Source organism: Streptococcus sp. 3167, assembly GCF_013277175.1.
Classification (GTDB): Bacteria; Bacillota; Bacilli; order Lactobacillales; family Streptococcaceae; genus Streptococcus; species Streptococcus pseudopneumoniae.
Genome location: NZ_VMML01000042.1, coordinates 1 through 24,139, shown reverse-complemented (window position 1 = coordinate 24,139; position 24,139 = coordinate 1). Strand labels below are relative to the sequence as shown.

Sequence of the window (24,139 nt, the reverse complement as noted above, 5' to 3'; positions counted from 1 at the left end):
TCCTATGAATGATAAGTTAAAAATCATCATGTTGCTAGGAGTATTTTTTCTAGCCATAACCGGTTTCTATTTTCTATTGATGAGAAATGCAGGGCAGACAGATGCCTCGCAAATTGAAAAGGCGGCAGTTAGCCAAGGAGGAAAAGCAGTGAAAAAAACAGAAATTAGTAAAGACGCAGACTTGCACGAAATTTATCTAGCTGGAGGCTGTTTCTGGGGAGTGGAGGAATATTTCTCACGCGTTCCCGGGGTGACGGATGCCGTTTCAGGCTATGCAAATGGTAGAGGAGAAACAACCAAGTACGAATTGATTAACCAAACAGGTCATGCAGAAACCGTCCATGTCACCTATGATGCCAAGCAAATTTCTCTCAAGGAAATCCTGCTTCACTATTTCCGCATTATCAATCCAACCAGCAAAAATAAACAAGGAAATGATGTGGGAACCCAGTACCGTACTGGTGTTTATTACACAGATGACAAGGATTTGGAGGTGATTAACCAAGTCTTTGATGAGGTGGCTAAGAAATACGATCAACCTCTAGCAGTTGAAAAGGAAAACTTGAAGAATTTTGTGGTGGCTGAGGATTACCACCAAGACTATCTCAAGAAAAATCCAAATGGCTACTGCCATATCAATGTTAATCAGGCGGCCTATCCTGTCATTGATGCCAGCAAATATCCAAAACCAAGTGATGAGGAATTGAAAAAGACCCTGTCACCTGAGGAGTATGCAGTTACCCAGAAAAATCAAACAGAACGGGCTTTCTCAAACCGTTACTGGGATAAATTTGAATCCGGTATCTATGTGGATATAGCAACTGGGGAACCTCTCTTTTCATCAAAGGACAAGTTTGAGTCTGGTTGTGGCTGGCCTAGTTTTACCCAACCCATCAGTCCAGATGTTGTCACCTACAAGGAAGATAAGTCCTACAATATGACGCGTATGGAAGTGCGGAGCCGAGTAGGAGATTCTCACCTTGGCCATGTCTTTACGGATGGTCCACAGGACAAGGGCGGCTTACGTTACTGTATCAATAGCCTCTCTATCCGCTTTATTCCCAAAGACCAAATGGAAGAAAAAGGCTACGCTTATTTACTAGATTATGTTAATTAATACTCTTCGAAAATCTCTTCAAACCACGTCAGCGTCGCCTTACCGTATGTAGGGTTACTGACTTCGTCAGTTTTATTTACAACCTCAAAGCGGTACTTTGAGAAACCTGTGGCTATCTTCCTAGTTTACTTTTTGATTTTCATTGAGTATAAGAGGTATTTCCTAAGCAGTTAGAGGAGAATTTTGCTATACTGATACTAGTAAGTGACAAAGGAGAGAAGCATGACCTACACAATCTTAATCGTAGAAGATGAATATCTGGTAAGACAAGGTTTGACTAAACTGGTCAATGTAGCAGCCTACGATATGGAAATCATCGGTCAGGCTGAAAATGGAAGGCAGGCTTGGGAATTGATCCAAAAGCAGGTGCCAGATATCATTTTAACCGATATCAACATGCCTCATCTAAATGGCATCCAGTTGGCCAGTCTGGTACGAGAAACCTATCCTCAGGTTCATTTGGTCTTTTTAACAGGTTACGATGATTTTGATTATGCCTTGTCTGCTGTCAAACTCGGTGTGGATGACTACCTGCTCAAGCCCTTTTCTCGTCAGGATATTGAGGAAATGTTGGGGAAAATCAAACAAAAACTAGACAAGGAAGAGAAAGAAGAGCAGTTACAAGATTTATTGACTAATAGGTTTGAAGGAAACATGGCCCAGAAAATCCAGTCTCATCTGGCTGATAGCCAATTTAGTTTAAAGTCTTTAGCCAGTGACTTAGGTTTTAGTCCGACCTATCTGAGTTCCTTGATTAAGAAAGAGTTGGGCTTGCCTTTTCAGGATTATCTGGTGAGAGAACGTGTTAAACAAGCCAAGCTCTTGCTTTTAACTACAGATCTGAAGATTTATGAGATCGCAGAGAAGGTTGGTTTTGAAGATATGAACTATTTTACCCAACGTTTTAAGCAGATTGCAGGTGTGACACCTCGTCAGTTTAAGAAGGGAGAAGACCGATGAAGCGTTCTTCTCTTTTAGTTAGAATGGTTATTTCCATCTTTCTGGTCTTTCTCATTCTCCTAGCTCTGGTTGGAACTTTCTACTATCAATCAAGTTCTTCAGCCATTGAGGCCACCATTGAAGGCAATAGCCAAACGACCATCAGCCAGACTAGCCACTTTATTCAGTCTTATATTAAAAAATTAGAAACCACCTCGACCGGTTTGACCCAGCAGACGGATGTCCTAGCCTATGCTGAGAATCCCAGTCAAGATAAGGTCAAGGGAATCCGAGATTTATTTTTGACCATCTTAAAGGCAGACCAGGACTTGAAAGCAGTGGTTTTGGTGACCAAATCTGGTCAGGTCATTTCTACAGATGACAGTGTTCAGATGAAAACTTCTTCAGATATGATGGCTGAGGATTGGTACCAAAAGGCCATTCATCAGGGAGCCATGCCCGTTTTGACTCCAGCTCGTAAATCAGATAGTCAATGGGTCATTTCTGTCACTCAAGAACTTCTTGATGCAAAGGGGGGCAATCTTGGCGTGCTTCGCTTGGATATTTCCTACGAAACTCTGGAAGCCTATCTCAACCAACTCCAGTTGGGGCAGCAGGGCTTTGCTTTCATTATCAATGAAAACCATGAATTTGTCTACCATCCTCAACACACAGTTTATAGTTCGTCTAGCGAAATGGAGGCCATGAAACCCTATATCGAGACAGGTCAGGGCTATACGCTAGATCACCAATCCTACGTCAGTCAGGAAAAGATTGCAGGAACTGATTGGACGGTGCTTGGCGTGTCTTCGCTGGAGAAGTTAGACCAGGTTCGGAGTCAATTCATGTGGACCTTGCTTGGGGCAAGTGTCACATCTCTTCTTGTCTGTCTCTTCTTGGTTTGGTTAAGTCTCAAACGCTGGATTGCTCCTTTAAGGGACTTGAGAGAAACCATGTTGGAAATTGCTTCTGGTGCTCAAAATCTTCGTGCCAAGGAAGTTGGTGCCTATGAACTGAGAGAAGTAACTCGCCAATTTAATGCCATGTTGGATCAGATTGATCAGTTGATGGTAGCTATTCGTAGCCAGGAAGAAACGACCCGTCAGTACCAACTTCAAGCTCTATCAAGCCAGATTAACCCCCATTTCCTCTATAATACCTTGGATACCATCATCTGGATGGCTGAATTTCAGGATAGTCAGCGAGTGGTTCAGGTGACCAAGTCCTTGGCGACCTATTTCCGCTTGGCACTCAATCAAGGCAAGGACTTGATTTGCCTGTCTGATGAAATCAATCATGTCCGCCAGTATCTCTTTATCCAGAAACAACGCTATGGAGATAAGCTGGAATACGAGATTGCTGAAAATCCTGCCTTTGATAACCTAGTCTTGCCCAAGTTGGTTTTGCAACCTCTGGTGGAAAATGCTCTTTACCATGGCATCAAGGAGAAGGAAGGTCAGGGACATATTAGAGTTTCTGTTCAGAAACAGGATTCAGGATTGGTCATCCGCATTGAGGATGATGGAGTTGGCTTCCAAGATGCTGGTGATAGTAGTCAAAGTCAACTCAAACGTGGGGGAGTTGGTCTTCAAAATGTCGATCAGCGTCTCAAACTTCATTTTGGAGAACATTACCAGATGAAGATTGATTCTGCACCCGACAAAGGAACGACGGTTGAAATATACATAAATAGAATAGAAACTAGTTAACTCCCAGTCAATTCTGGGAGTTTTATGCGTAATTGGGCAAGCTTTCCAGGTCGTCTATCTTGCTAAAAACAAGAAAAAACGGTATGATAGATAGTGACAAAAGAGGTAGCAGAGATGAACGAGACACAGATTCAAAGAGAAACACGTCAGATAGTGAAAGATGTTTTAGAAAAGGCCAATTTGAAGCAAGGATCTATCTTTGTTTTGGGTCTTTCCTCTAGTGAAGTGATAGGTGGTCAGATTGGCAAGGAATCCAGCCAAGAAATTGGCGAAATCATTGTGAAGACCATCCTAGATTTCCTAGAAGAAAAAAGAATTCATCTAGCTGTTCAAGGCTGTGAGCATGTCAATCGGGTTCTCGTCGTTGAACGTCAGGTGGCAGAGCAGTTTGGTCTGGAAATCGTCAGTGTCCTTCCTACTCTCCATGCAGGAGGTTCAGGTCAATTGGCAGCCTTTAAGTTTATGCAAGATCCAGTTGAGGTTGAATTTATCAAGGCTCATGCTGGATTGGATATCGGAGATACTGCAATTGGTATGCATGTCAAGCATGTTCAGGTTCCGATTCGCCCTCTTTTGAGAGAGATTGGTCATGCCCATGTAACGGCGCTGGCTAGTCGTCCAAAATTAATCGGAGGTGCGCGTGCGCACTATCCGCAAGATTCTATCAGAAAGTCGTGAGAATAAATAAAGGAGATGAAAGTGTTTAAAAAAGACCGTTTTTCAATTCGTAAGATTAAGGGAGTTGTAGGTTCTGTATTTCTTGGAAGCCTTTTGATGGCTTCTTCTGTAGTGGACGCAGCCACCTATCACTATGTAGATAAAGAGGTTATTTCACAAGAAGCTAAAGATTTAATCCAGACAGGAAAGCCTGATGGAAATGAACTTGTTTATGGTTTGGTGTATCAAAAAAATCAGCTGCCACAAACAGGGACAGAAGCATCTGTTTTGACAGCTTTTGGTTTGCTGACTGTTGGGAGCTTGCTTTTAATCTACAAGAGAAAGAAAATTGCCAGCGTCTTTCTAGTTGGAGCTATGGGATTGGTAGTCCTTCCTAGTGCAGGAGCTGTAGATCCAGTTGCTACTCTAGCACCGGCTAGTCGAGAGGGTGTTGTTGAAATGGATGGTTATCGTTATGTTGGTTATCTATCAGGTGACATCCTCAAAACGCTTGGCTTGGACACTGTTTTAGAAGAAGACTCAGCTAAACCTGAAGAGGTAACTGTGGTCGAAGTTGAGAATCCCCAAGTAACAACAAATCAGGAGCAAGCTAAGCCAGAAAACCGAGCAGTAGAGACAGAGGAAGCTCCTAAAACAGAAGAAAATCCAAAGGAAGAACCAAAATCGGAGGTAAAACCTACTGACGAAACCCTTCCTAAAGTAGAAGAGGGGAAAGAAGATTCAGCAGAACCAGCACCAGTCAAATCGGAAAGTCAACCATCAGACAAACCAGCTGAGGAATCAAAAGTTGCAACTCCAGTAGAACAACCAAAAGTCCCAGAACAACCCGTGCAACCTACACAACCGGAGCAGCCAAGGATACCAAAAGAATCATCACAACCAGAAGATCCTAAAGAGGATAAGGTATCGGAAGAGACACCGAAACAAGAAGATGCACAGCCAGAAGTAGTAGAAACAAGAGATGAGGCTTCTAATCAACCTGTTGAAGAACTAAAAGTGGAAACGCCTGCTGTAGAAAAACAAACGGAACCAGCTGAGGAATCAAAAGTTGAACAAGCAGGTGAACCAGTCGCGCCAAGTGAAGGCGAAAAGGCACCAGTCGCGCCAGAAAAGCAACCAGAAGCTTCTAAAGAAGAGAAGACTGCGGAAGAAATACCGAAACAAGAAGAACAACCAGTAGAAGCTCAAGTTGAACCAGAAAGTCAACCAACAGAAACTTCACCAGCTGCTCAACCAGCAGAACATCAGAATGAAGAAACAAAAGTAGAACAGCCAGCAGTAGAACATAAAACAACTCCTGAAGAAGGTGTGTTAAATGTAATAGAGGTTAAGTCTGAAGTTATAGTAACTAAAGAGCCTGTGCCTTTTAAGACAGTTGAGCAAGATGATGAGAACCTCGCTAAGGGAAAAACAAGGGTTATTCGAGAAGGTGTTGCTGGCGAACGCACTATTTTAACTGAAGTCACTACTACTGATGGTAGACAGTCCAGTAAAGTACTAGAGGATACAATAACAACCAATCCAGTAGATGAAATAAAGGGTGTTGGTACTAAAGAACCAGTTGATAAAAGTGAGTTAAAGAATCAAATTGATAAAGCTAGTTCAGTTTCTCCTACTGATTATTCTACAGCAAGTTACAATGCTCTTGGATCTGTTTTAGAAGCTGCAAAAGGTGTATATGCTTCTGACTCTGTAAAACAACCTGAAGTAGATAGCGAGACAGCTAAACTTAAAGATGCTATCGACGCTCTTACTGTTGATAAAACAGACTTAAACAAAACTATCGAAGATGCGAAATCAAAAACTAAAGAGCACTACAGTGATGCATCTTGGACAAACCTTCAAAATGTATTAGCCGAAGCGAAAAAAGTTACAAGCAAACCAGAAGCAAAACAAAGCGAAGTAAATCACATTGACGAAAAACTTAAAGCCGCTATTGCTGGATTAAATACAGATAAGACTGAACTTGAAAAACAACTTGCTGATGCTCAGTCTAAGACTGCTACTGACTACAGTACTGTATCTTGGAGCGCTCTAGAAGAAGCGAAAAATGCCGCTCAAACTGTAAAAGACAACAATAAGGCTACTCAAGCTCAAATCGACGAAGCTACTAAAAAACTTAAAGCTGCTATTGACGCTCTAAGCGTTGATAAAACAGACTTAAACAAAACTATCTCTGATGCGAAATCAAAAACTAAAGAACACTACAGCGATGCAACTTGGGCAAATCTTCAAACTGTACTAGCTGAAGCTGAAGAAGTTACAAGCAACCCAGCAACAAAACAAAGCGAAGTAAATCACATTGACGAAAAACTGAAAGCGGCTATCACTGATTTAACTACAGATAAGACTGAACTTGAAAAACAACTTGCTGATGCTCAGTCTAAGACTGCTACTAACTACAGTACTGTATCTTGGAGCGCTCTAGAAGAAGCGAAAACTGACGCTCAAGCTGTAAAAGACAACGACAAAGCTACTCAAGCTCAAATCAAGGATGCAACTGAAAAACTTAAAGTTGCTATCGATGCTCTTACTGTTGATAAAACAAAATTACAAGAACAAATAACAAGAGCAGAAACTAAACAAGAAGCTGACTACAGTCCAACAACTTGGAATGACTTCAAAAATGCTGAAATAAAAGCAAAAGAAATCAACAGCCGAACTACTCCTCTTCCTAAACAAAGTGAAATAGATGCGGCTACTCAAGCTCTTCAAGACGCTATTAAAGCTCTTGCTGTAGATAAAACTGCATTACAAACGGCTATTAACACAGCTAACAGCAAACGTAAAGAAGAATACACTACTCAAACATGGAAATCTTTAGAAGACACTCTTACAGCAGCAAAATCTGTAAATGCAGATGATGCTACTACTCAAAGCAAAGTTAATGCAGCTACCGAAAAATTAGAAGAAGCTATCAAAAACTTAGCTCCATTAACTGAAAAACCAGTATTAAAATTTGTAAATACTGATAAGAAAGTATTAGATAAAGAAGTAGTTGCTAAGTATTCTCTAGAGAATCCAACTAAGACAAAAATTAAATCAATCACAGCTACCCTGAAAAAAGATGGACAAGTTGTTAAGACTGTGAATCTAACAGAAAATAATCTAAATGCGTTATTAGACAATGTAGAATACTTCAAAGAGTATACTCTATCTACTACTATGGTTTATGATAGAGGTAATGGTCAAGAAGAAACTGAAACATTAGAAGATAAACAAATACAATTAGACCTTAAAAAAGTTGAAATTAAAAATATTAAAGAAACAAGCTTAATAAGTGTTGACGATGCAGGTGTTGAAACTGACTCAAGTTTACTTTCAGAAAACCCAACGAATGTTGCTTCACTTTACCTACGAGTTACAACTCATGACAACAAAGTTACAAGACTTGCTGTTGACAAGATTGAAGAAGTAGAAAAAGACGGAAAAACTTTATATAAAGTTACTGCCAAAGCACCAGACTTAGTTCAACGTAATGCTGATAATACACTTAGCGAAGAGTATGTTCATTACTTTGAAAAACAAAAAGCAAAAGAAGGTAATGTTTACTACAACTTCAACGAGCTTGTAAAAGATATGAAAGCTAACCCTAGCGGTGAGTTCAAACTTGGTGCAGATCTAAATGCAGCTAATGTACCAACTCCAAATAAAGAGTATGTTCCTGGTACATTTAAAGGTAAGTTATCAAGTGTTGACGGACAACGTTATTCAATTCACAATATGTCTCGTCAATTATTTGGTGGTATTGAAGGTGGTTCTGTTAAAGATGTTAATTTAGCTAATGTTGATATCAACATGCCTTGGATTGACAATATTTCTGCACTTGCCAGAACTGTTAAAAATGCTACTGTTGAGAATATTAAAGTAACAGGCAGTATTCTCGGTAGAGATGGAATTGCTGGTATTATTAATAAAGGAGATACGGGAGCTCAATTAACAAATGTTGCATTCATCGGTAATCTTACGGGTGTTGGTAACAGAGGTTGGGATTTCGGTGGTATTGCCGGAGAGCTTTGGAAAGGTAATATAGATAAAGCTTATGTAGATGCTTATATGGTAGCTAATAAAGCTCGTATCGGTGGTCTTGTTGCTAGAACGGACAACAGTGGTGACCCTAACGGAATCGGTAAATACGGGGCTGTCCGTAATGCTGTTACAAAAGGAACTATTAAAGTAAAAGATCCTGTTGAAACAGGCGGATTCATCAGTAAAAACTGGGCATGGGGTAAAGTTGCAGACTCCGTGTCAATGATGAAAGTTGAAAATGGTGAAGTGTTCTATGGATCTAAAGATATTGCTGAAGATGATGGTTACTTCTCAAACAATGCATTAGAACGTAACTTTATCGTGAAAGATATAAGTACAGGTAAGCGTTCATTTAGATTCTCTACTTCTGATAGAATTAAAGAGGTTTCTCAAGAAGAAGCAGATAAGAAAATTGCAACATTGGGAATTACAGCTAATGATTATGTTATCAATCCTCTTGTTTCAGATACTCTAAATAATGTAAAACCAAAATCTGACACTTATAAAGATACTCAAGATTACGATGCATCTCGTGAACTTGCTTATCGTAATGTTGAAAAACTTCAACCATTCTACAACAAAGAATGGATTGTAAACCAAGGAAATAAATTAGCTGCTGATAGTCATCTTATGACCAAGGAAGTCCTATCAGTTACTGCTATGAAGGGCAATGCCTTTGTAACAGAATTGGCTGATGCTGACCACATTTTGGTGCACTATGCTGATAAGACCAAAGACATCTTTACTGTTTCGCTGAAAGAATCTAATGTCAAACAAGTGAAAGAGTACAGCATTGCTGAACTCGGAGAAGTTGTCTATACGCCTAATATCGTTGACAAAGACCGTAGTGATCTTATCAATGCTATCGTTGAAAAATTAAGCCCAGTTGAGCTACAATCAGATCCTATCTACACACACCTAAATAGAACCGGTCCTAACAAAGTAAATGCGATTAAGAACCTTTACCTCGAAGAAACCTTCAAAGAAGTCAAGGATAATCTGGCGAAATTTGTGAAACAGTTGCTTGAAAATGAAGATCATCAATTAAACACAGATGAATCTGCTAAACGCGCCTTGATCAAGAAGATTGATGACAATAAGGCTGCTGTTCTTCTTGGATTAGCTTACCTAAATCGCTACTACGGTGTTAAATTCGATGACTTTAATATTAAAGAATTAATGCTATTCAAACCTGACTTTTATGGTAAAAATGTTAATGTGTTAGACTTCTTGATTAAGATTGGTTCTAAAGAAAATAATATTAAAGGTAACAGAACGTTAGAAGCTTATCGTGAAGTAATTGGTGGAACGATTGGTATCGGTGAGTTAAACGGGTTCTTAAACTATAATATGCGTTTATTCACAGAAGAAACTGACATCAATACTTGGTATAAAAAAGCTGTATCGCATACCAACTATATTGTTGAAAAACAATCCTCAAACCCTGCGTTTGCCAACAAGAAATATCGCCTTTATGAAAACTTGAACAATGGTGAACATGGTAAATACATTTTACCACTTCTCACTACGAAGAAAGCTCATATGTTCTTGATTTCAACCTATAATACATTAGCGTTTAGTGCGTTTGAGAAATATGGTAAGAATACAGAAGCTGAACGTGAAGCGTTTAAGAAAGAAATCGATTTACGTGCTCAAGAGCAAATTAATTACTTAGACTTCTGGTCAAGACTTGCAGCTGATAATGTACGTGATAGATTGTTAAAATCTGAAAATATGGTTCCGTCTGCAATTTGGGATAACCAAGAAGTTCCAGGCCATGGATGGGCTGATAGAATGGGGCATAATAAGAATGGTGACTATGCTCCGGTTCGTGAGTTCTATGGACCTACAGGTAAATGGCATGGATATAATGGTACGGGTGCATATGCTTATATCTTTACTAATCCACAAAACTCAGAAGCTGTGTATTATATCATATCTAGTATGATCAGTGATTTCGGTACTTCTGCATTCACTCATGAAACTACACACATTAATGACCGTATGGCCTACTTAGGAACATGGCGTCACCGTGAAGGAACAGACGTTGAAGCCTTTGCTCAAGGTATGTTACAATCACCATCAGTTTCAAATCCAAATGGAGAATATGGTGCCTTAGGATTAAACATGGCTTACGAACGTAAAAATGATGGAAATCAAATTTACAACTATAATCCGAATGTGTTAAATAGTCGTGAGAAAATCGATCACTACATGAAGAATTACAATGAATCCATGATGATGCTTGATTACTTAGAAGCTGAGTCTGTCATCAAGAAAAATACTGGAACAAATGATAAGTGGTTCAAGAAGATTGATAAGAAATATCGTGAAAAAGCGGATCGCAATGGCTTAGTTGGTGAACCACATCAATGGGATTTAGTTCGTGATTTGAATGATGACGAAAAGAATACGAAGCTGACAAGTATTGATCAACTGGTTGATGGAAACTTTGCAACGAAACATGGATTACCAGGAAATGGTCATTACCGTACTGAAGGATTTGATTCTGCTTATACTGTAGTAAATATGATGACAGGTATTTATGGTGGTAATACAAGTAAGAGTGCGGTTGGTTCAATCTCATTCAAACATAATACCTTCCGTATGTGGGGTTACTTCGGTTATTTAGACGGATTCTTAGGTTATGCATCAAACAAATACAAACAAGAATCTAAAGCAGCAGGTAATGTAGGTCTTGGTGATGACTTTATTATTAATAAAGTTTCTAACGGCAAATTCCAAAGCTTAGAATCATGGAAGAAAGCATGGTATCATGAAGTACACGAAAAAGCCCAAAGAGGTTTTGTTGAAATTGAAATCGATGGTCAAAAGATTTCAACTTACGCACAACTTCAGACCTTATTTGATGCCGCGGTCGAAAAAGACCTTCAAGGTAATGATTTCAAGAATACTGTGGATCTTAAATGGAAAGTTTACAAACAACTCTTGCAGAAATCAGATGGATTTGCTGGTGATTTATTCACTAAAGCATAATCAATAGTAAGAAAACAATAAAAAGGTAGATCAGCTTTTGTCTGTATCTGCCTTTTTATGCTATACTTAAGGTATGCATAGAAAAACAGTGATTGATTTTAGGGCTTTGGGGGAGCGATACATCTTTACCCAGCCTATCAAAGAGTTAAAAACGAGAGATTTAGCGGAAGTAACAGCCTTGCTGTCACAAGTGGAAAGCTATCAAGAGCAGGGCTATTATGTGGTGGGCTATGTCAGCTACGAGGCTGCACCTGCTTTTGAGGAGAAGTTTGCAGTTCATAAGGCTCCTCTACTGGGTGAGTACTTGCTTTACTTTACTGTTCATGATAGCGTAGAAACATCCCCTATTCCTCTGACTTATGATGAGGTTGATTTGCCTTCAAATTGGCAGGAAGTAACGTCTGCAGCAGACTATGAAGAGGCTATTGCACAGATACATCATCATTTGCGGCAGGGAGACACCTATCAGGTCAACTACACCGTTCAACTCAAACAAGACTTAAATGCCAATCCTTTTGCTATCTACAATCGTATGGTGGTAGAACAGGAGGCGGGCTACAATACCTATATTGAACATGATGAGATGGAAGTGATTTCCATGAGCCCAGAGCTCTTTTTTGAGCAAAATGACCGCGAGTTGACAACGCGACCGATGAAGGGAACGACTCAGCGTGGGGTAACTGACCAAGAAGATCTTGAACAGGCCAGTTGGTTGGAGCAGGATCCTAAAAATCGGTCTGAAAATATGATGATTGTGGACCTCTTGCGCAATGATATGAACCGTATTTCTGAGGTGGGGAGCGAGCACGTGGAGCGTCTGTGTCAGGTAGAGCAGTATTCAACTGTTTGGCAGATGACTTCGACCATCAAGAGTCGGTTGCGAGCAGATGTTGATTTAGTTACAATTTTTCGCTCTCTCTTTCCTTGTGGATCCATAACGGGCGCACCGAAAATTGCGACAATGGAGATTATCAAGGACTTGGAGCCACAACCGCGTGGAGTCTACTGTGGAACGATTGGTCTCTTGCTTCCAAATGGACGACGGATTTTTAATGTGGCCATTAGGACCATTCAACTGCATCAAGGGAAAGCCATCTATGGAGTTGGCGGAGGCATTACATGGGATAGCACTTGGGAATCTGAATACCGCGAGGTTCATCAAAAGGCGGCTGTTCTCTATCGTAAACAAGCTCGTTTTCAGCTGATTACGACTGGGAAAATCAGCCAAAAACAACTGCTGTTTGAAGAACAACATCTGGAAAGACTGATAAAAGCTAGTCGATATTTTGCCTTTCCTTTTGACCCAGAAATTTTGAGACAAAAGATTGAAGAAGAGTGTCAGACTTGTGATGCTAATCAAGATTACCGCTTGCGAATCAGCCTTAGCAAATCTGGAGAGATAGAAGTCAATCGTCAAGTATTAACACCCCTTAGTCCACAGTTCTGCCAGGCTAAACTTTGTCTGCAAGAAGCCAATTTGCAGCAAGCTTTTACCCACTTTAAAACGACTCATAGACCATACTTGAGTTTAGGGGAGCAAGAGATCATTTACTACAATAAGTCAGGAGAACTGCTTGAAACCTCTATCGGAAATCTGGTTTTGAAAATTGCTGGGAAACTCTACACACCGCCTATCCGACTTGGAATCTTGCCAGGAATTTACCGTCAGCATTTGCTGGAAACAGGACAGGTAGAAGAGAAAGTCTTGACCTTGGCAGATTTAACCCAAGCAGAAGCTATTTACGGCTGTAATGCAGTGAGAGGCTTGTATGAACTAAGCCTTGAGGAGAACTAGATGAAACTGATATTTTTACACGGTTTAGGGCAGTCAGCAGAGTCTTGGAAAGAAGTGCAAGAGTTACTTGCGGATTATCCCTCTGAAGCCCTTGACTTATTCCCTACGGGAATTACTAGCTATCAAAAAGCCAAGGAGCGAGTTTATCAACACCTAGCTCAAGAGACAGAATCTTTTGTTTTGATTGGATTGTCCTTAGGTGCTGCCCTGGCATTAGAACTATCTTGTTACGATTTACCAAATCTTCGAGCTTTGATTCTGTCAGGATGCCCGCTTAAATTGTCCGGTAATATCCTATTTTATCTTCAGTTGCTGATTTTTAAACTACTTCCCAAAAGAGTATTTGAAAAACAGGGAGCAGACAAGACTTTTATAATAGGTATTTCCAAAGAATTGAAGACACTTGACTTAACGGATATAGCAGGGAATTGCCCCTATCCAACCTTACTAATTTGTGGCAGCAAAGATAAACCGAATCTTAGTTCTATGAGAAGTCTTCATAAACTAATATCAGAATCCCAATTTCAGATTATCCCAGATGGCCCTCATGTCTTGAATAAGGAAAAACCAAAGGAGTTTGTAGAAAAGACCAGAAGTTTCCTTGAATTGCTGAAATAAGTTTGATAAAATAATATTGAAATCGATAACATCGTTAGAGGAGAAAGTAATGAACAAACGTCTATTTTTAAAAATGAGTCTGGTGACGTTGTCAATTTTAGCCTTGTTTTCACAACCTGTGTTAGCAGAGGAAAACATTCATTTTTCGAGTTGTAAGGAAGCTTGGGCGAATGGATACGCGGATATTCATGAGGGAGACCCCGGTTATTCTGCCAAGTTATACCGTGATCATGACGGTGTGGCTTGCGAATTGAAAAATGCTCCTAAGGGTGCTTTTAAAGCAAAACAAGCGGCTACAACTCAAACTGATACAAGTTCAGCAACAACAAGTGGTTGGGTTAAGCAGGACGGTTCTTGGTACTATTTTGATGGAAATGGAAATCTAGTGAAAAATGCATGGCAGGGAAACTATTACCTGAAAGCTGATGGTAAAATGGCACAGAGTGAATGGATTTATGACTCTTCTTATCAAGCTTGGTATTATTTGAAATCAGATGGTTCTTATGCTTATAGTATATGGCAAGGAAATTACTATTTGAAATCAGATGGTAAGATGGCCAAAAGTGAATGGGTTTATGATGATTCTTATCAAGCTTGGTATTATTTGACATCAGATGGATCTTATGCTTATAGTGCATGGCAAGGGAATTATTATCTAAAATCAGATGGTAAAATGGCTGTCAATGAATGGGTTGATGGTGGACGTTATTATGTTGGTGCGACTGGTTTGTGGAAAGCTAATTCAAAAGTAAGCAATAAAGGTTCTTATTATAGCCTTCAAGGAAAGTATGATGAAATCATAGTTGCCAATAAACATTATCCTATGTCTAAAGATTACTATCCAGGTGAAAATGCTACTGCAAAAGCAGCCTTTTTAAAACTGATTGCACAGATGCAGAAGGAAGGATACGCTATTAGCGATAATTATAGTGGCTTTAGAAGTTATGCAACTCAAGCACAATTATATCAAAGTTATGTGAACCAAGAGGGTCAGGCTGCTGCGGATCGTTATTCCGCCCGTCCTGGATATAGCGAACATCAGACAGGACTTGCTTTTGATGTGATTGGCACAGATGGTCAATTAGTTGAAGATGCTGGTGCGGCTCAATGGTTATTGGATTATGCACCAGACTATGGTTTTGTTGTTCGCTATCCCCGTGGAAAAGAGAGTGTCACAGGCTATATGCATGAGGAATGGCATTTACGTTACATTGGAAAAGAAGCAAAAGAGATTGCTGCAAGTGGTTTGACACTGGAGGAATATTATGGATTTGATGGTGGAGATTATCTGGATTAAAAATCTATATTAGCTAAATGCAAACCTTTGCATAAATGACTGAAATTTGTTATACTAGTACTGTAAGCATTTTCAATTACTAGACAATGAAAAAGGAGAGTATGATGAGTCAAAAGATTATTGGGATTGACCTTGGTGGAACTTCTATCAAATTTGCAATCTTAACAACAGCAGGAGAAATCCAAGGAAAATGGTCTATCAAGACTAACATTTTGGATGAGGGAAGTCATATCGTAGATGATATGATTGAGTCTATTCAACACCGTTTGGACTTGCTTGGATTGGTGGCAGCGGATTTCCAAGGTATTGGAATGGGGTCACCAGGTGTGGTTGACCGTGAAAAAGGGACTGTTATTGGTGCCTACAATTTGAACTGGAAAACCCTTCAACCAATTAAAGAAAAGATTGAAAAAGCCTTGGGTATTCCTTTCTTTATCGATAATGATGCTAACGTAGCAGCTCTTGGTGAGCGCTGGATGGGTGCTGGTGATAACCAACCAGACGTTGTCTTTATGACACTTGGTACAGGTGTTGGTGGCGGTATCGTCGCAGAAGGCAAATTGCTTCACGGTGTGGCTGGTGCAGCAGGTGAGCTTGGCCACATCACTGTTGACTTTGACCAACCAATCGCATGTACTTGCGGTAAGAAAGGTTGCCTTGAGACAGTTGCTTCAGCAACAGGGATTGTCAATTTGACTCGTCGCTATGCGGATGAATACGAAGGCGATGCAGCCTTGAAACGCTTGATTGATAATGGAGAAGAAGTAACTGCTAAGACTGTCTTTGATCTCGCAAAAGAAGGAGACGACCTTGCCTTGATCGTTTACCGTAACTTCTCACGTTACTTGGGAATCGCTTGTGCTAACATCGGTTCAATTTTGAACCCATCAACAATCGTCATTGGTGGTGGTGTATCAGCTGCAGGAGAATTCCTTCTACAAGGTGTTCAAAAAGTCTACGATGAAAATACTTTCCCACAAGTACGCACATCAACAAAATTGGCTCTTGCAACTTTAGGAAATGACGCTGGGGTTATCGGAGCAGCATCACTTGTATTGCAATAAAATAATGAGAGAGGAAAAATGCTAACCTAGAGTTAGTAATGTTCCTCTTTTCTTTTTTATGCTATACTAGTTAGGACAATGAATGAGGTGAGAGTAAATGACAAAAGCAGATACGATTTTTAAAGAAAATATTGAACGAATCATCAAAGACGGTGTCTTTTCAGAGCAAGCTCGTCCTAAGTATAAGGATGGGACAGTTGCCAACTCCAAGTATGTAACGGGTGCATTTGCCGAGTATGACTTGGCAAAGGGGGAATTCCCCATCACAACCTTGCGTCCCATTGCCATCAAATCAGCCATCAAGGAAGTGCTCTGGATTTACCAAGACCAGTCAAATAGCCTAGACGTTCTTAATGACAAGTACAATGTTCACTACTGGAATGACTGGGAAGTGGGGGATACAGGAACCATTGGTGAGCGCTATGGTGCTGTTGTTAAGAAACACGACATCATCAATAAGCTTCTCAAACAGTTGGAAGCCAACCCTTGGAACCGCCGCAATATTATCTCTCTCTGGGATTACCAAGCTTTTGAGGAGACAGAGGGCCTCCTTCCATGCGCCTTTCAGACCATGTTTGATGTCCGCCGTGTAGATGGGGAAATCTATCTGGATGCGACCTTGACCCAGCGCTCCAATGATATGCTGGTGGCTCACCACATCAATGCTATGCAGTATGTAGCTCTTCAAATGATGATTGCCAAGCATTTTGGCTGGAAGGTTGGGAAGTTCTTCTATTTCATAAACAACCTCCATATCTATGACAATCAATTTGAACAAGCTCAGGAATTGCTCCGTCGTGAGCCGTCAAACTGCCAACCACGCTTGGTTTTAAATGTTCCTGATGGGACCAATTTCTTTGATATCAAAGCAGAAGATTTTGAGTTGGTGGATTATGACCCTGTTAAGCCACAGTTAAAGTTTGACCTAGCTATTTAATACTCTTAGAAAATCTCTTCAAACCACGTCAGTGTCGCTTCATCAACAACCTCAAAACCATGTTTTGAGCAACCTGCGGCTAGTTTCCTAGTTTGCTCTTTGATTTTCATTGAGTATGAAAGAATAGAAAAAAGAAGTTGAGATAATGAATCCCAACTTCTTTTGTTTTTTAACGTGATACGCGGCGACGAGCTGCTTTTTTACGGTTTTCTTCGATGAAAGCTGCTTTTTGTTCTTCTGGTTCGATCACTTTCTTTTTAAATGCGTATACTGCACCTGCGACTGCAGCGACAGTTCCTGCGACACCTGTTACAAGACCTTTAGCGAATCCTTTAGCCATGAGTCTTCCTCCTTTATCTTCTTAATCAGCCAGCCCCCTCAAGAGGTCACATTTTTCTGACTGACCTTTTTGTGTTATAATAATAGTAACGAAAAAATGGGAATTTTTCAAGGAAAAAAGATGAAAACAAAAATAATTGTGATTGTTGGACCGACTGCTGTTGGAAAAACAGCCCTTGCCATTGAAGTGGCCAAGCGTTTTAATGGCGAAGTGGTTAGCGGTGATAGTCAGCAAGTCTATCGAGGACTTGATATTGGGACGGCTAAGGCTAGTCCAGAAGAGCAGGAAACTGTTCCTCATCATTTAATCGATGTTAGAGAGGTAACCGAGTCTTACTCGGCTTTTGATTTTGTTTCAGAAGCTAAGATGGCTATTGAGGATATTCACAGCCGTAGCAAGCTGGCCATTATCGCTGGTGGGACTGGACTTTATATCCAGAGCTTGCTAGAAGGTTACCACCTAGGTGGGGAGACTCCCCATGAGGAGATTTTGGCCTATCGGGCTAGCTTGGAGCCTTATACAGATGAGGAATTAGCTCATCTGGTGGAGCAAGCAGACCTTAAAATTCCTCAGTTTAATCGTCGTCGTGCGATGCGTGCCTTGGAAATTGCCCATTTTGGTCAGGAATTGGAAAATCAAGAGACCTTGTATGAACCATTGATTATCTGCTTGGATGATGAGCGCAGTCAATTATATGAACGTATCAATCGCCGCGTGGATTTGATGTTTGAGGCTGGGCTTTTGGATGAGGCTAAGTGGCTCTTTGACCATTACCCTGATGTGCAGGCTGCTAAAGGAATTGGCTACAAGGAACTTTTTCCTTACTTCCGTGGAGAGCAGACCTTGGAGGAAGCTAGTGAGAGTCTCAAACAGGCTACTCGTCGTTTTGCCAAGCGTCAGTTGACCTGGTTCCGTAATCGCATGCAGGTCACCTTTTATCAGATTGGAGAAGCTGGTGTGCAAGACCGCATTTTAAGCCAGATAGAGGAGTTTTTAGATGATTGATACGGAAAAAAAAGAGGAGCGAGTCCTGCTCATAGGTGTGGAATTGCAGGGCATGGACAATTTTGACCTCTCCATGGAAGAATTGGCCAGTTTAGCGAAAACGGCTGGGGCAGTCGTTGTAGATAGCTACAGACAAAAACGTGAAAAATATGATTCCAAGACCTTCGTCGGCTCTGGTAAGTTGGAAGAAATTGCGCTTATGGTGGATGCAGAAGAAATCACCACTGTCATCGTCAACAACCGTCTGACCCCACGGCAAAATGTCAATCTAGAAGAAGTTCTCGGTGTTAAGGTCATTGACCGTATGCAGTTGATTTTGGATATCTTTGCCATGCGGGCTCGAAGCCATGAAGGGAAACTCCAAGTCCACCTAGCCCAGCTCAAATATCTCTTGCCTCGCTTGGTTGGTCAGGGAATTATGCTCAGCCGTCAGGCAGGGGGAATTGGTTCCCGTGGACCTGGTGAAAGCCAGCTGGAGCTGAATCGTCGTAGCGTTCGCAATCAAATCACAGATATCGAGCGCCAGCTCAAGGTGGTTGAGAAAAATCGGGCGACTGTCAGAGAAAAACGTTTGGAGTCAAGCACCTTTAAGATTGGTTTGATTGGTTACACCAATGCTGGAAAATCAACCATCATGAACACCTTGATCAGTAAGACTCAGTATGAAGCGGACGAGCTCTTTGCGACTCTAGATGCGACGACTAAGAGTATCCATCTGGGAGGCAATCTCCAAGTAACTTTGACAGATACAGTTGGCTTTATCCAAGATTTGCCTACAGAGCTGGTGTCCAGTTTTAAGTCAACCTTGGAAGAAAGCAAGCATGTGGACCTTCTGGTTCATGTTATCGATGCCAGCAATCCTTACCACGAGGAACATGAAAAAACAGTTCTTTCCATCATGAAAGACTTAGATATGGAAGATATTCCTCGTCTGACACTTTATAATAAAGCGGATTTGGTGGAGGATTTTACGCCGACCCAAACACCTTATGCCCTCATTTCTGCCAAGTCTGAGGATAGTCGTGAGAATTTGCAGGCTTTGTTTTTAGAGAAAATCAAGGATATTTTTGAATCCTTTACTCTGCGTGTGCCTTTTTCAAAGTCCTACAAGATTCATGATTTAGAAAGTGTTGCGATTTTGCAAGAACGCGATTATCAGGAGGACGGCGAAGTGATTAGAGGCTACATTTCCGAGAAAAATAAATGGAGGTTAGAGGAATTTTATGACTGATATTAAAACGTTGGCTCTAAAATATGGGGGCTATACAAGTCTGGATAAGGCCTATCTGGATCAGCTTCTAGCTGGTAAAACAGAGCAGGAGCAACTAGCCCTCATTACCCCTCCACCTAGCGTGGTCAATGCTTACTTTGCAGAACTATATCAAAAAAAGAGTCCTCAAGCTGCAACCGATTATTTTGCGGAAGTCAGTCAGGAACTAAATCTTTACAATACTGAGCCAAGTTTCACCCTCGAAAACAAGCCTTTTATTCGCCTTAACCTGTCTGGTAAATCCTTTGGTTTTTGTTATGAGAGTGAGGGACTGGGTCGGATTTTCTCTGAAAATGAAGAGGTAATCTCAGATGACTTGCTTTTTGAAATTGCGCAAATTTTTCCTCATCAACTAGTCTTTGAAGAGTCTGGCAAGATCTACATGAAGGCTGTTGGAGATGAGGAAGTTGTTAGCATGGAGAGTCTTACAGCTTTGACTGATTTGGAAAGCTTGGCTGATGGTCGCAAACGTCTTAAAGGTTACAGCCAAGAGGATTTACTGCAAGAAGCTGCTGCTTTTTCTAGTAAGCGCTATTTTCGATCGGAAAACCGCACAGCCATGTTATATATTGATTAATTAGAAAGTATCGAATGGATATTCAATTTTTAGGAACGGGGGCTGGTCAGCCCTCTAAAGCCCGCAACGTTTCAAGTCTTGCTCTGAAACTCTTGGACGAGATTAACGAAGTTTGGCTCTTTGACTGTGGAGAAGGAACGCAAAATCGCATTTTGGAAACCACGATTCGACCACGTAAGGTCAGCAAAATCTTTATCACCCACCTGCATGGAGACCACATTTTTGGCCTGCCAGGTTTCCTTTCTAGTCGTGCCTTTCAGGCCAATGAAGAGCAGACGGATTTGGAAATTTATGGACCGCAAGGAATCAAGTCATTTGTCTTAACCAGTCTTCGTGTGTCAGGTTCGCGTCTGCCTTACCGTATTCATTTTCATGAGTTTGCCCAAGATTCTTTAGGAAAAATCTTTGAGACCGATAAATTCACGGTGTATGCAGAGGAGCTGGATCATACTATTTTCTGTGTTGGCTATCGTGTCATTCAAAAGGACTTGGAAGGAACGCTGGATGCTGAAAAACTCAAGGCTGCTGGTGTCCCATTTGGCCCACTTTTTGGGAAAATCAAAAACGGCCAGGATGTAGTTCTCGAAGATGGGACTGAAATCAAGGCAGCTGACTATATCTCAGCTCCACGCCCAGGTAAAATTATCACTATTTTAGGAGACACTCGAAAAACGGATGCCAGTGTGCGTCTGGCTGTCAATGCCGATGTCCTAGTCCATGAATCGACTTATGGCAAGGGTGATGAAAAAATTGCTCGTAACCATGGCCACTCTACTAACATGCAAGCTGCACAAGTAGCAGTAGAAGCAGGTGCCAAACGCCTCTTACTTAACCATATCAGCGCCCGTTTCCTCTCAAAAGATATCAGCAAGCTCAAAAAAGACGCTGCTAGTGTTTTTGAAAATGTCCATGTGGTCAAAGACTTGGAAGAAGTGGAAATCTAAAAGATTGAGAAAGGAACAGTATGTCTACTATTCTCATTACCGGAGCTAGCGGTGGCCTAGCCCAAGAAATGGTCAAACTCCTGCCAAATGCTCAACTCATCTTGCTTGGTCGAAATAAGGAAAAATTAGCCCAACTCTACGGAAACCATCCCCGTGCAGAATTGATTGAAATCGATATTACCGATGACTCAGCCTTAGAATCTCTGGTAACTGACCTCTATCTCCGTTATGGCAAGATTGATGTCTTAATTAACAATGCTGGTTACGGGATTTTTGAGGAATTTGACCAGATTTCGGGCCAAGATATTTACCAGATGTTTGAGGTCAATACCTTTGCCCTAATGAATCTATCTCGACGCCTTGCGGCCCGTATGAAAGAGAGTCGAAAAGGCCATATCATCAATATTGTTAGCATGGCAGGTTTGATTGCTACTGGCAAGTCCAGTCTTTACTCAGCGACTAAGTTTGCGGCTATTGGTTTTTCAAATGCTCTGCGCCTAGAACTCATGTCCTACGGTGTTTATGTAACGACGGTCAATCCAGGACCAATCCGTACAGGATTTTTTGATCAGGCTGACCCAGATGGAACCTATCTCAAGTCGGTTGACCGTTTCCTGCTAGAACCAGATGCAGTGGCTAAAAAGATTGTCAAGATTATAGGAAAAAACAAACGAGAACTCAATCTACCGATGTTGTTGAACCTAGCCCATAAGTTGTATACTCTCTTTCCCAAGCTAGCTGATAAGTTGGCAGAGGAGACTTTTAATTATAAGTAAAAAGAACCAATATGCAGGTTGTTGCTAGCCTACATATTGGTTCTTATCATTTATCAACTATCAAACTGGACTTCTTCTAGTAGATAGTCGATAAAGCGTTCGCCCATCTTAGATAGGCTGGTTTTCTCATGCTGGATATAGACCAGTTCAATTGGGTCATCAATATCCAGTGGGATAGAAACGATATTGTCTCCGTTGAGGTTGCTGTTCAAAATCCCTGTTGCAATGGTATATCCATCCAAACCAATCAAGAGATTAAAGAGGGTAGCACGGTCGCTGACTACGATGGATTTCTTGTGGTGTTCTTGGGAAAGAATCTCTTCTGAAAAGTAGAAGGAGTTGTGCGTCCCTTGGTCATAACTCAGATAAGGGAAGTTTTCCAAATCAGACAGTTTCACCTTGTCTTTCTTTGCCAGAGGATTGGTCTTGCTGACAAAGATATGCGGTTGCGCTGTGAAGAGATGGTGAGCCAGCAGGTGATTGTCATCCAGCATTTTCGTTAAAACATCACGGTTGTAGCTGTTCAAAAATAGGACACCGACCTCACTACGGAAGTTCTTGACGTCGTCGATAATTTCCCAAGTACGAGTTTCACGAAGGAAGAGCTCGTATTTCTCCATATCGCTTTTCTTGAGCAAAGAGACAAAGGCATTGACCACAAAGGCATAGTGTTGAGACGAAACGCTAAAGAGTTCGCGGTGGGCGACAGGATTTTTATAGCGTTCCTCCAGAAGCTGAGTTTGCTCGACAACCTGACGGGCATAAGAGAGAAACTCCATCCCATCACGGGTCAAGGTGATTCCCTTGGGATTGCGGATAAAGATCTCAATCCCCATTTCATTTTCCAAATCTCGCACCGCATTGGAAAGACTGGGCTGAGTGATAAAGAGTTGCTTGGCTGCCTCATTCATGGAGCCAGTTTCGACGATTTTGATAATATAATGTAATTGTTGAATTCTCATGTTTTTATTGTACCATACTTGCAACAGAATCGCCAAAGAAGATAGGAAAATCAGGAGTATTGTGTAAGTCTCTTCTTGAAAAAAACACAAAATTTTGCTAGAATGAGTCTTATGAAAACATTCTATGATGTGCAGCAATTCCTCAAACGATTTGGTATTATTGTTTACATGGGAAAACGCTTATATGATATTGAACTGATGAAGTGGGAACTCTCTCGGATTTACGATGCAGGGTTGATGGACAAATTAGACTATCTAGAAGCAGAAGCGGTTCTTCGCAGAGAGCACAAGGTAGAATTGGATTATATTGAGAAAAATGGAGAAAAGAACTAATGGTTACTTGGATTTTGTGGGCACTTATACTAGCAATGTTGGCGTGGATGGGCTTTAACTATCTTCGTATTCGCCGTGCGGCTAAAATTGTGGACAATGAGGAGTTTGAAGCCTTGATTCGTACGGGTCAATTGATTGATTTGCGCGACCCAGCAGAATTCCACAGAAAACATATTCTTGGGGCTCGCAATATTCCTTCAAGTCAGTTGAAGACTAGTCTTGCAGCCCTTCGTAAAGATAAACCTGTCCTTCTCTACGAAAACCAACGTGCGCAACGAGTTACAAATGCAGCTCTTTACTTGAAAAAACAAGGTTTTTCTGAGATTTATATTCTTTCTTATGGCTTGGATTCTTGGAAAGGGAAAGTGAAGACTAGCTAACATTCTGTAAAAATCTGTCGAATGATAGATAAAGCTAGCATTTTATGGTATCATCATTTATATTAATTTTAAGGAGATTTTATAATATGAATTCACAAGAAAAGAAAAAACCTTCACTTATTTTAGGTATCTTATCTATCGTCCTTGGTTTGCTTTCTCCAATAGTGAGTCTGATTTTGGGGATCATAGGATTGGTTTTGGCTTTTTCATACCAAAAAGAATCTGGACTGGACTATAAAACAGAAAAAATTCTCAACATCGTAGGACTTGTAGTTTCTGTTCTTAACTGGATTCTAACAATCGCAGTAGTTTTTAGATAAGCAAAAAACAAAAAAGCTTTAAATTTAAAGCTTTTTTTATTATGGCTTCAAG

Annotated in this window: 19 protein-coding genes and 2 pseudogenes; 19 read left to right on the top strand and 2 right to left on the bottom strand. The window is 40.8% G+C overall.

Features of this window, described 5'->3' with window-relative positions:
- Positions 1–4: 4 nt before the first annotated feature.
- The 11 genes and pseudogenes from msrB (at position 5) to HT678_RS06840 (ending at position 17,180) form a co-directional block, all read left to right on the top strand.
- Positions 5–1,117, top strand: coding sequence for a peptide-methionine (R)-S-oxide reductase MsrB (gene msrB / locus HT678_RS06885; RefSeq protein WP_119948135.1), 1,113 nt, complete (start codon positions 5–7; stop codon positions 1,115–1,117).
- 222 nt (positions 1,118–1,339) lie between these two features.
- Positions 1,340–2,077, top strand: coding sequence for a response regulator transcription factor (locus HT678_RS06880; protein WP_000222616.1), 738 nt, complete (start codon positions 1,340–1,342; stop codon positions 2,075–2,077).
- Complete coding sequence (locus HT678_RS06875) at positions 2,074–3,765, top strand: sensor histidine kinase (protein WP_050975880.1); 1,692 nt, start codon at positions 2,074–2,076, stop codon at positions 3,763–3,765. Before HT678_RS06880 ends, HT678_RS06875 begins: the two co-directional genes overlap by 4 nt.
- 114 nt (positions 3,766–3,879) lie before the next feature.
- Positions 3,880–4,443, top strand: a complete 564-nt coding sequence (locus HT678_RS06870; RefSeq protein ID WP_001006359.1) for a TIGR01440 family protein — start codon at positions 3,880–3,882, stop codon at positions 4,441–4,443.
- Between the two features lie 21 nt (positions 4,444–4,464).
- Positions 4,465–11,469, top strand: coding sequence for a ZmpA/ZmpB/ZmpC family metallo-endopeptidase (locus HT678_RS06865; protein ID WP_172924742.1), 7,005 nt, complete (start codon positions 4,465–4,467; stop codon positions 11,467–11,469).
- Positions 11,470–11,542: 73 nt separating this feature from the next.
- A complete protein-coding gene (pabB, locus tag HT678_RS06860; protein ID WP_172924740.1) occupies positions 11,543–13,264 on the top strand; it encodes an aminodeoxychorismate synthase component I in 1,722 nt (573 codons plus the stop codon).
- Positions 13,265–13,882, top strand: a complete 618-nt coding sequence (locus HT678_RS06855) for an alpha/beta hydrolase (RefSeq protein ID WP_172924739.1) — start codon at positions 13,265–13,267, stop codon at positions 13,880–13,882. It begins immediately after the preceding gene.
- Positions 13,883–13,931: 49 nt separating this feature from the next.
- Positions 13,932–14,618 (top strand): annotated as a pseudogene (locus HT678_RS11750) (excalibur calcium-binding domain-containing protein); the annotation flags it as partial.
- A 6-nt stretch (positions 14,619–14,624) separates the two neighbouring features.
- Positions 14,625–15,179, top strand: a pseudogene (gene ldcB, locus HT678_RS11745) (LD-carboxypeptidase LdcB/DacB); the annotation flags it as partial.
- 104 nt (positions 15,180–15,283) lie between these two features.
- Complete coding sequence (locus HT678_RS06845) at positions 15,284–16,243, top strand: ROK family glucokinase (protein WP_031243409.1); 960 nt, start codon at positions 15,284–15,286, stop codon at positions 16,241–16,243.
- A 97-nt stretch (positions 16,244–16,340) separates the two neighbouring features.
- Entirely contained in the window at positions 16,341–17,180 is an 840-nt protein-coding gene (locus HT678_RS06840; protein ID WP_119948129.1) for a thymidylate synthase, read from the top strand.
- Positions 17,181–17,349: 169 nt separating this feature from the next.
- Here HT678_RS06840 and HT678_RS06835 read toward each other — a convergent pair whose 3' ends face one another.
- Positions 17,350–17,520: a DUF3042 family protein gene (locus tag HT678_RS06835; protein ID WP_001051780.1), complete on the bottom strand. Its 171-nt coding sequence runs from the start codon at positions 17,518–17,520 to the stop codon at positions 17,350–17,352.
- A gap of 120 nt (positions 17,521–17,640) precedes the next feature.
- Here HT678_RS06835 and miaA point away from each other — a divergent pair, with 120 nt between their 5' ends.
- The 5 genes from miaA to HT678_RS06810 are packed head-to-tail and all read left to right on the top strand — an operon-like array spanning position 17,641 to position 22,092.
- Positions 17,641–18,525: a tRNA (adenosine(37)-N6)-dimethylallyltransferase MiaA gene (gene miaA / locus HT678_RS06830; protein ID WP_031222742.1), complete on the top strand. Its 885-nt coding sequence runs from the start codon at positions 17,641–17,643 to the stop codon at positions 18,523–18,525.
- Positions 18,518–19,756, top strand: coding sequence for a GTPase HflX (hflX, locus tag HT678_RS06825; RefSeq protein WP_000567349.1), 1,239 nt, complete (start codon positions 18,518–18,520; stop codon positions 19,754–19,756). The genes miaA and hflX overlap by 8 nt, the downstream gene beginning before the upstream one ends.
- Complete coding sequence (locus HT678_RS06820; protein ID WP_119948128.1) at positions 19,749–20,372, top strand: cystathionine beta-lyase; 624 nt, start codon at positions 19,749–19,751, stop codon at positions 20,370–20,372. Before hflX ends, HT678_RS06820 begins: the two co-directional genes overlap by 8 nt.
- A 14-nt stretch (positions 20,373–20,386) precedes the next feature.
- Entirely contained in the window at positions 20,387–21,316 is a 930-nt protein-coding gene (gene rnz / locus HT678_RS06815) for a ribonuclease Z (protein ID WP_119948127.1), read from the top strand.
- A 20-nt stretch (positions 21,317–21,336) separates the two neighbouring features.
- The gene (locus HT678_RS06810; RefSeq protein ID WP_172924735.1) at positions 21,337–22,092 is read left to right on the top strand and encodes an SDR family oxidoreductase; all 756 of its coding nucleotides are present in this window, start codon (positions 21,337–21,339) and stop codon (positions 22,090–22,092) included.
- Between the two features lie 53 nt (positions 22,093–22,145).
- On the opposite strand, the gene HT678_RS06805 is transcribed toward HT678_RS06810, so the two are convergent.
- Positions 22,146–23,054, bottom strand: a complete 909-nt coding sequence (locus HT678_RS06805; RefSeq protein ID WP_001222592.1) for a LysR family transcriptional regulator — start codon at positions 23,052–23,054, stop codon at positions 22,146–22,148.
- Between the two features lie 102 nt (positions 23,055–23,156).
- Between HT678_RS06805 and HT678_RS06800 the strand changes: the two genes are divergently transcribed.
- From HT678_RS06800 to HT678_RS06790, 3 genes are all read left to right on the top strand, one after another.
- Positions 23,157–23,387 carry a YqgQ family protein gene (locus tag HT678_RS06800; RefSeq protein ID WP_055387820.1) on the top strand — a complete coding sequence of 77 codons (231 nt, stop codon included), beginning with the start codon at positions 23,157–23,159 and terminating at the stop codon, positions 23,385–23,387.
- Positions 23,387–23,767, top strand: a complete 381-nt coding sequence (locus HT678_RS06795) for a rhodanese-like domain-containing protein (RefSeq protein ID WP_000259256.1) — start codon at positions 23,387–23,389, stop codon at positions 23,765–23,767. The genes HT678_RS06800 and HT678_RS06795 overlap by 1 nt, the downstream gene beginning before the upstream one ends.
- Positions 23,768–23,853: 86 nt before the next feature.
- Positions 23,854–24,087, top strand: a complete 234-nt coding sequence (locus HT678_RS06790; protein ID WP_001088017.1) for a hypothetical protein — start codon at positions 23,854–23,856, stop codon at positions 24,085–24,087.
- The last annotated feature ends 52 nt before the right edge of the window (positions 24,088–24,139 follow it).

Bases quoted from the DNA above. Each gene is read 5' to 3' on its own strand.
- HT678_RS06835 (WP_001051780.1), bottom strand. From the start codon at position 17,520: ATGGCTAAAGGATTCGCTAAAGGTCTTGTAACAGGTGTCGCAGGAACT.
- HT678_RS06845 (WP_031243409.1), top strand. From the start codon at position 15,284: ATGAGTCAAAAGATTATTGGGATTGACCTTGGTGGAACTTCTATCAAA.
- HT678_RS06855 (WP_172924739.1), top strand. From the start codon at position 13,265: ATGAAACTGATATTTTTACACGGTTTAGGGCAGTCAGCAGAGTCTTGG.
- msrB (WP_119948135.1), top strand. From the start codon at position 5: ATGAATGATAAGTTAAAAATCATCATGTTGCTAGGAGTATTTTTTCTA.
- hflX (WP_000567349.1), top strand. From the start codon at position 18,518: ATGATTGATACGGAAAAAAAAGAGGAGCGAGTCCTGCTCATAGGTGTG.
- pabB (WP_172924740.1), top strand. From the start codon at position 11,543: ATGCATAGAAAAACAGTGATTGATTTTAGGGCTTTGGGGGAGCGATAC.
- HT678_RS06820 (WP_119948128.1), top strand. From the start codon at position 19,749: ATGACTGATATTAAAACGTTGGCTCTAAAATATGGGGGCTATACAAGT.
- HT678_RS06790 (WP_001088017.1), top strand. From the start codon at position 23,854: ATGAATTCACAAGAAAAGAAAAAACCTTCACTTATTTTAGGTATCTTA.
- HT678_RS06810 (WP_172924735.1), top strand. From the start codon at position 21,337: ATGTCTACTATTCTCATTACCGGAGCTAGCGGTGGCCTAGCCCAAGAA.
- HT678_RS06880 (WP_000222616.1), top strand. From the start codon at position 1,340: ATGACCTACACAATCTTAATCGTAGAAGATGAATATCTGGTAAGACAA.
- HT678_RS06875 (WP_050975880.1), top strand. From the start codon at position 2,074: ATGAAGCGTTCTTCTCTTTTAGTTAGAATGGTTATTTCCATCTTTCTG.
- HT678_RS06870 (WP_001006359.1), top strand. From the start codon at position 3,880: ATGAACGAGACACAGATTCAAAGAGAAACACGTCAGATAGTGAAAGAT.
- miaA (WP_031222742.1), top strand. From the start codon at position 17,641: ATGAAAACAAAAATAATTGTGATTGTTGGACCGACTGCTGTTGGAAAA.
- HT678_RS06840 (WP_119948129.1), top strand. From the start codon at position 16,341: ATGACAAAAGCAGATACGATTTTTAAAGAAAATATTGAACGAATCATC.
- HT678_RS06805 (WP_001222592.1), bottom strand. From the start codon at position 23,054: ATGAGAATTCAACAATTACATTATATTATCAAAATCGTCGAAACTGGC.
- HT678_RS06795 (WP_000259256.1), top strand. From the start codon at position 23,387: ATGGTTACTTGGATTTTGTGGGCACTTATACTAGCAATGTTGGCGTGG.
- rnz (WP_119948127.1), top strand. From the start codon at position 20,387: ATGGATATTCAATTTTTAGGAACGGGGGCTGGTCAGCCCTCTAAAGCC.
- HT678_RS06800 (WP_055387820.1), top strand. From the start codon at position 23,157: ATGAGTCTTATGAAAACATTCTATGATGTGCAGCAATTCCTCAAACGA.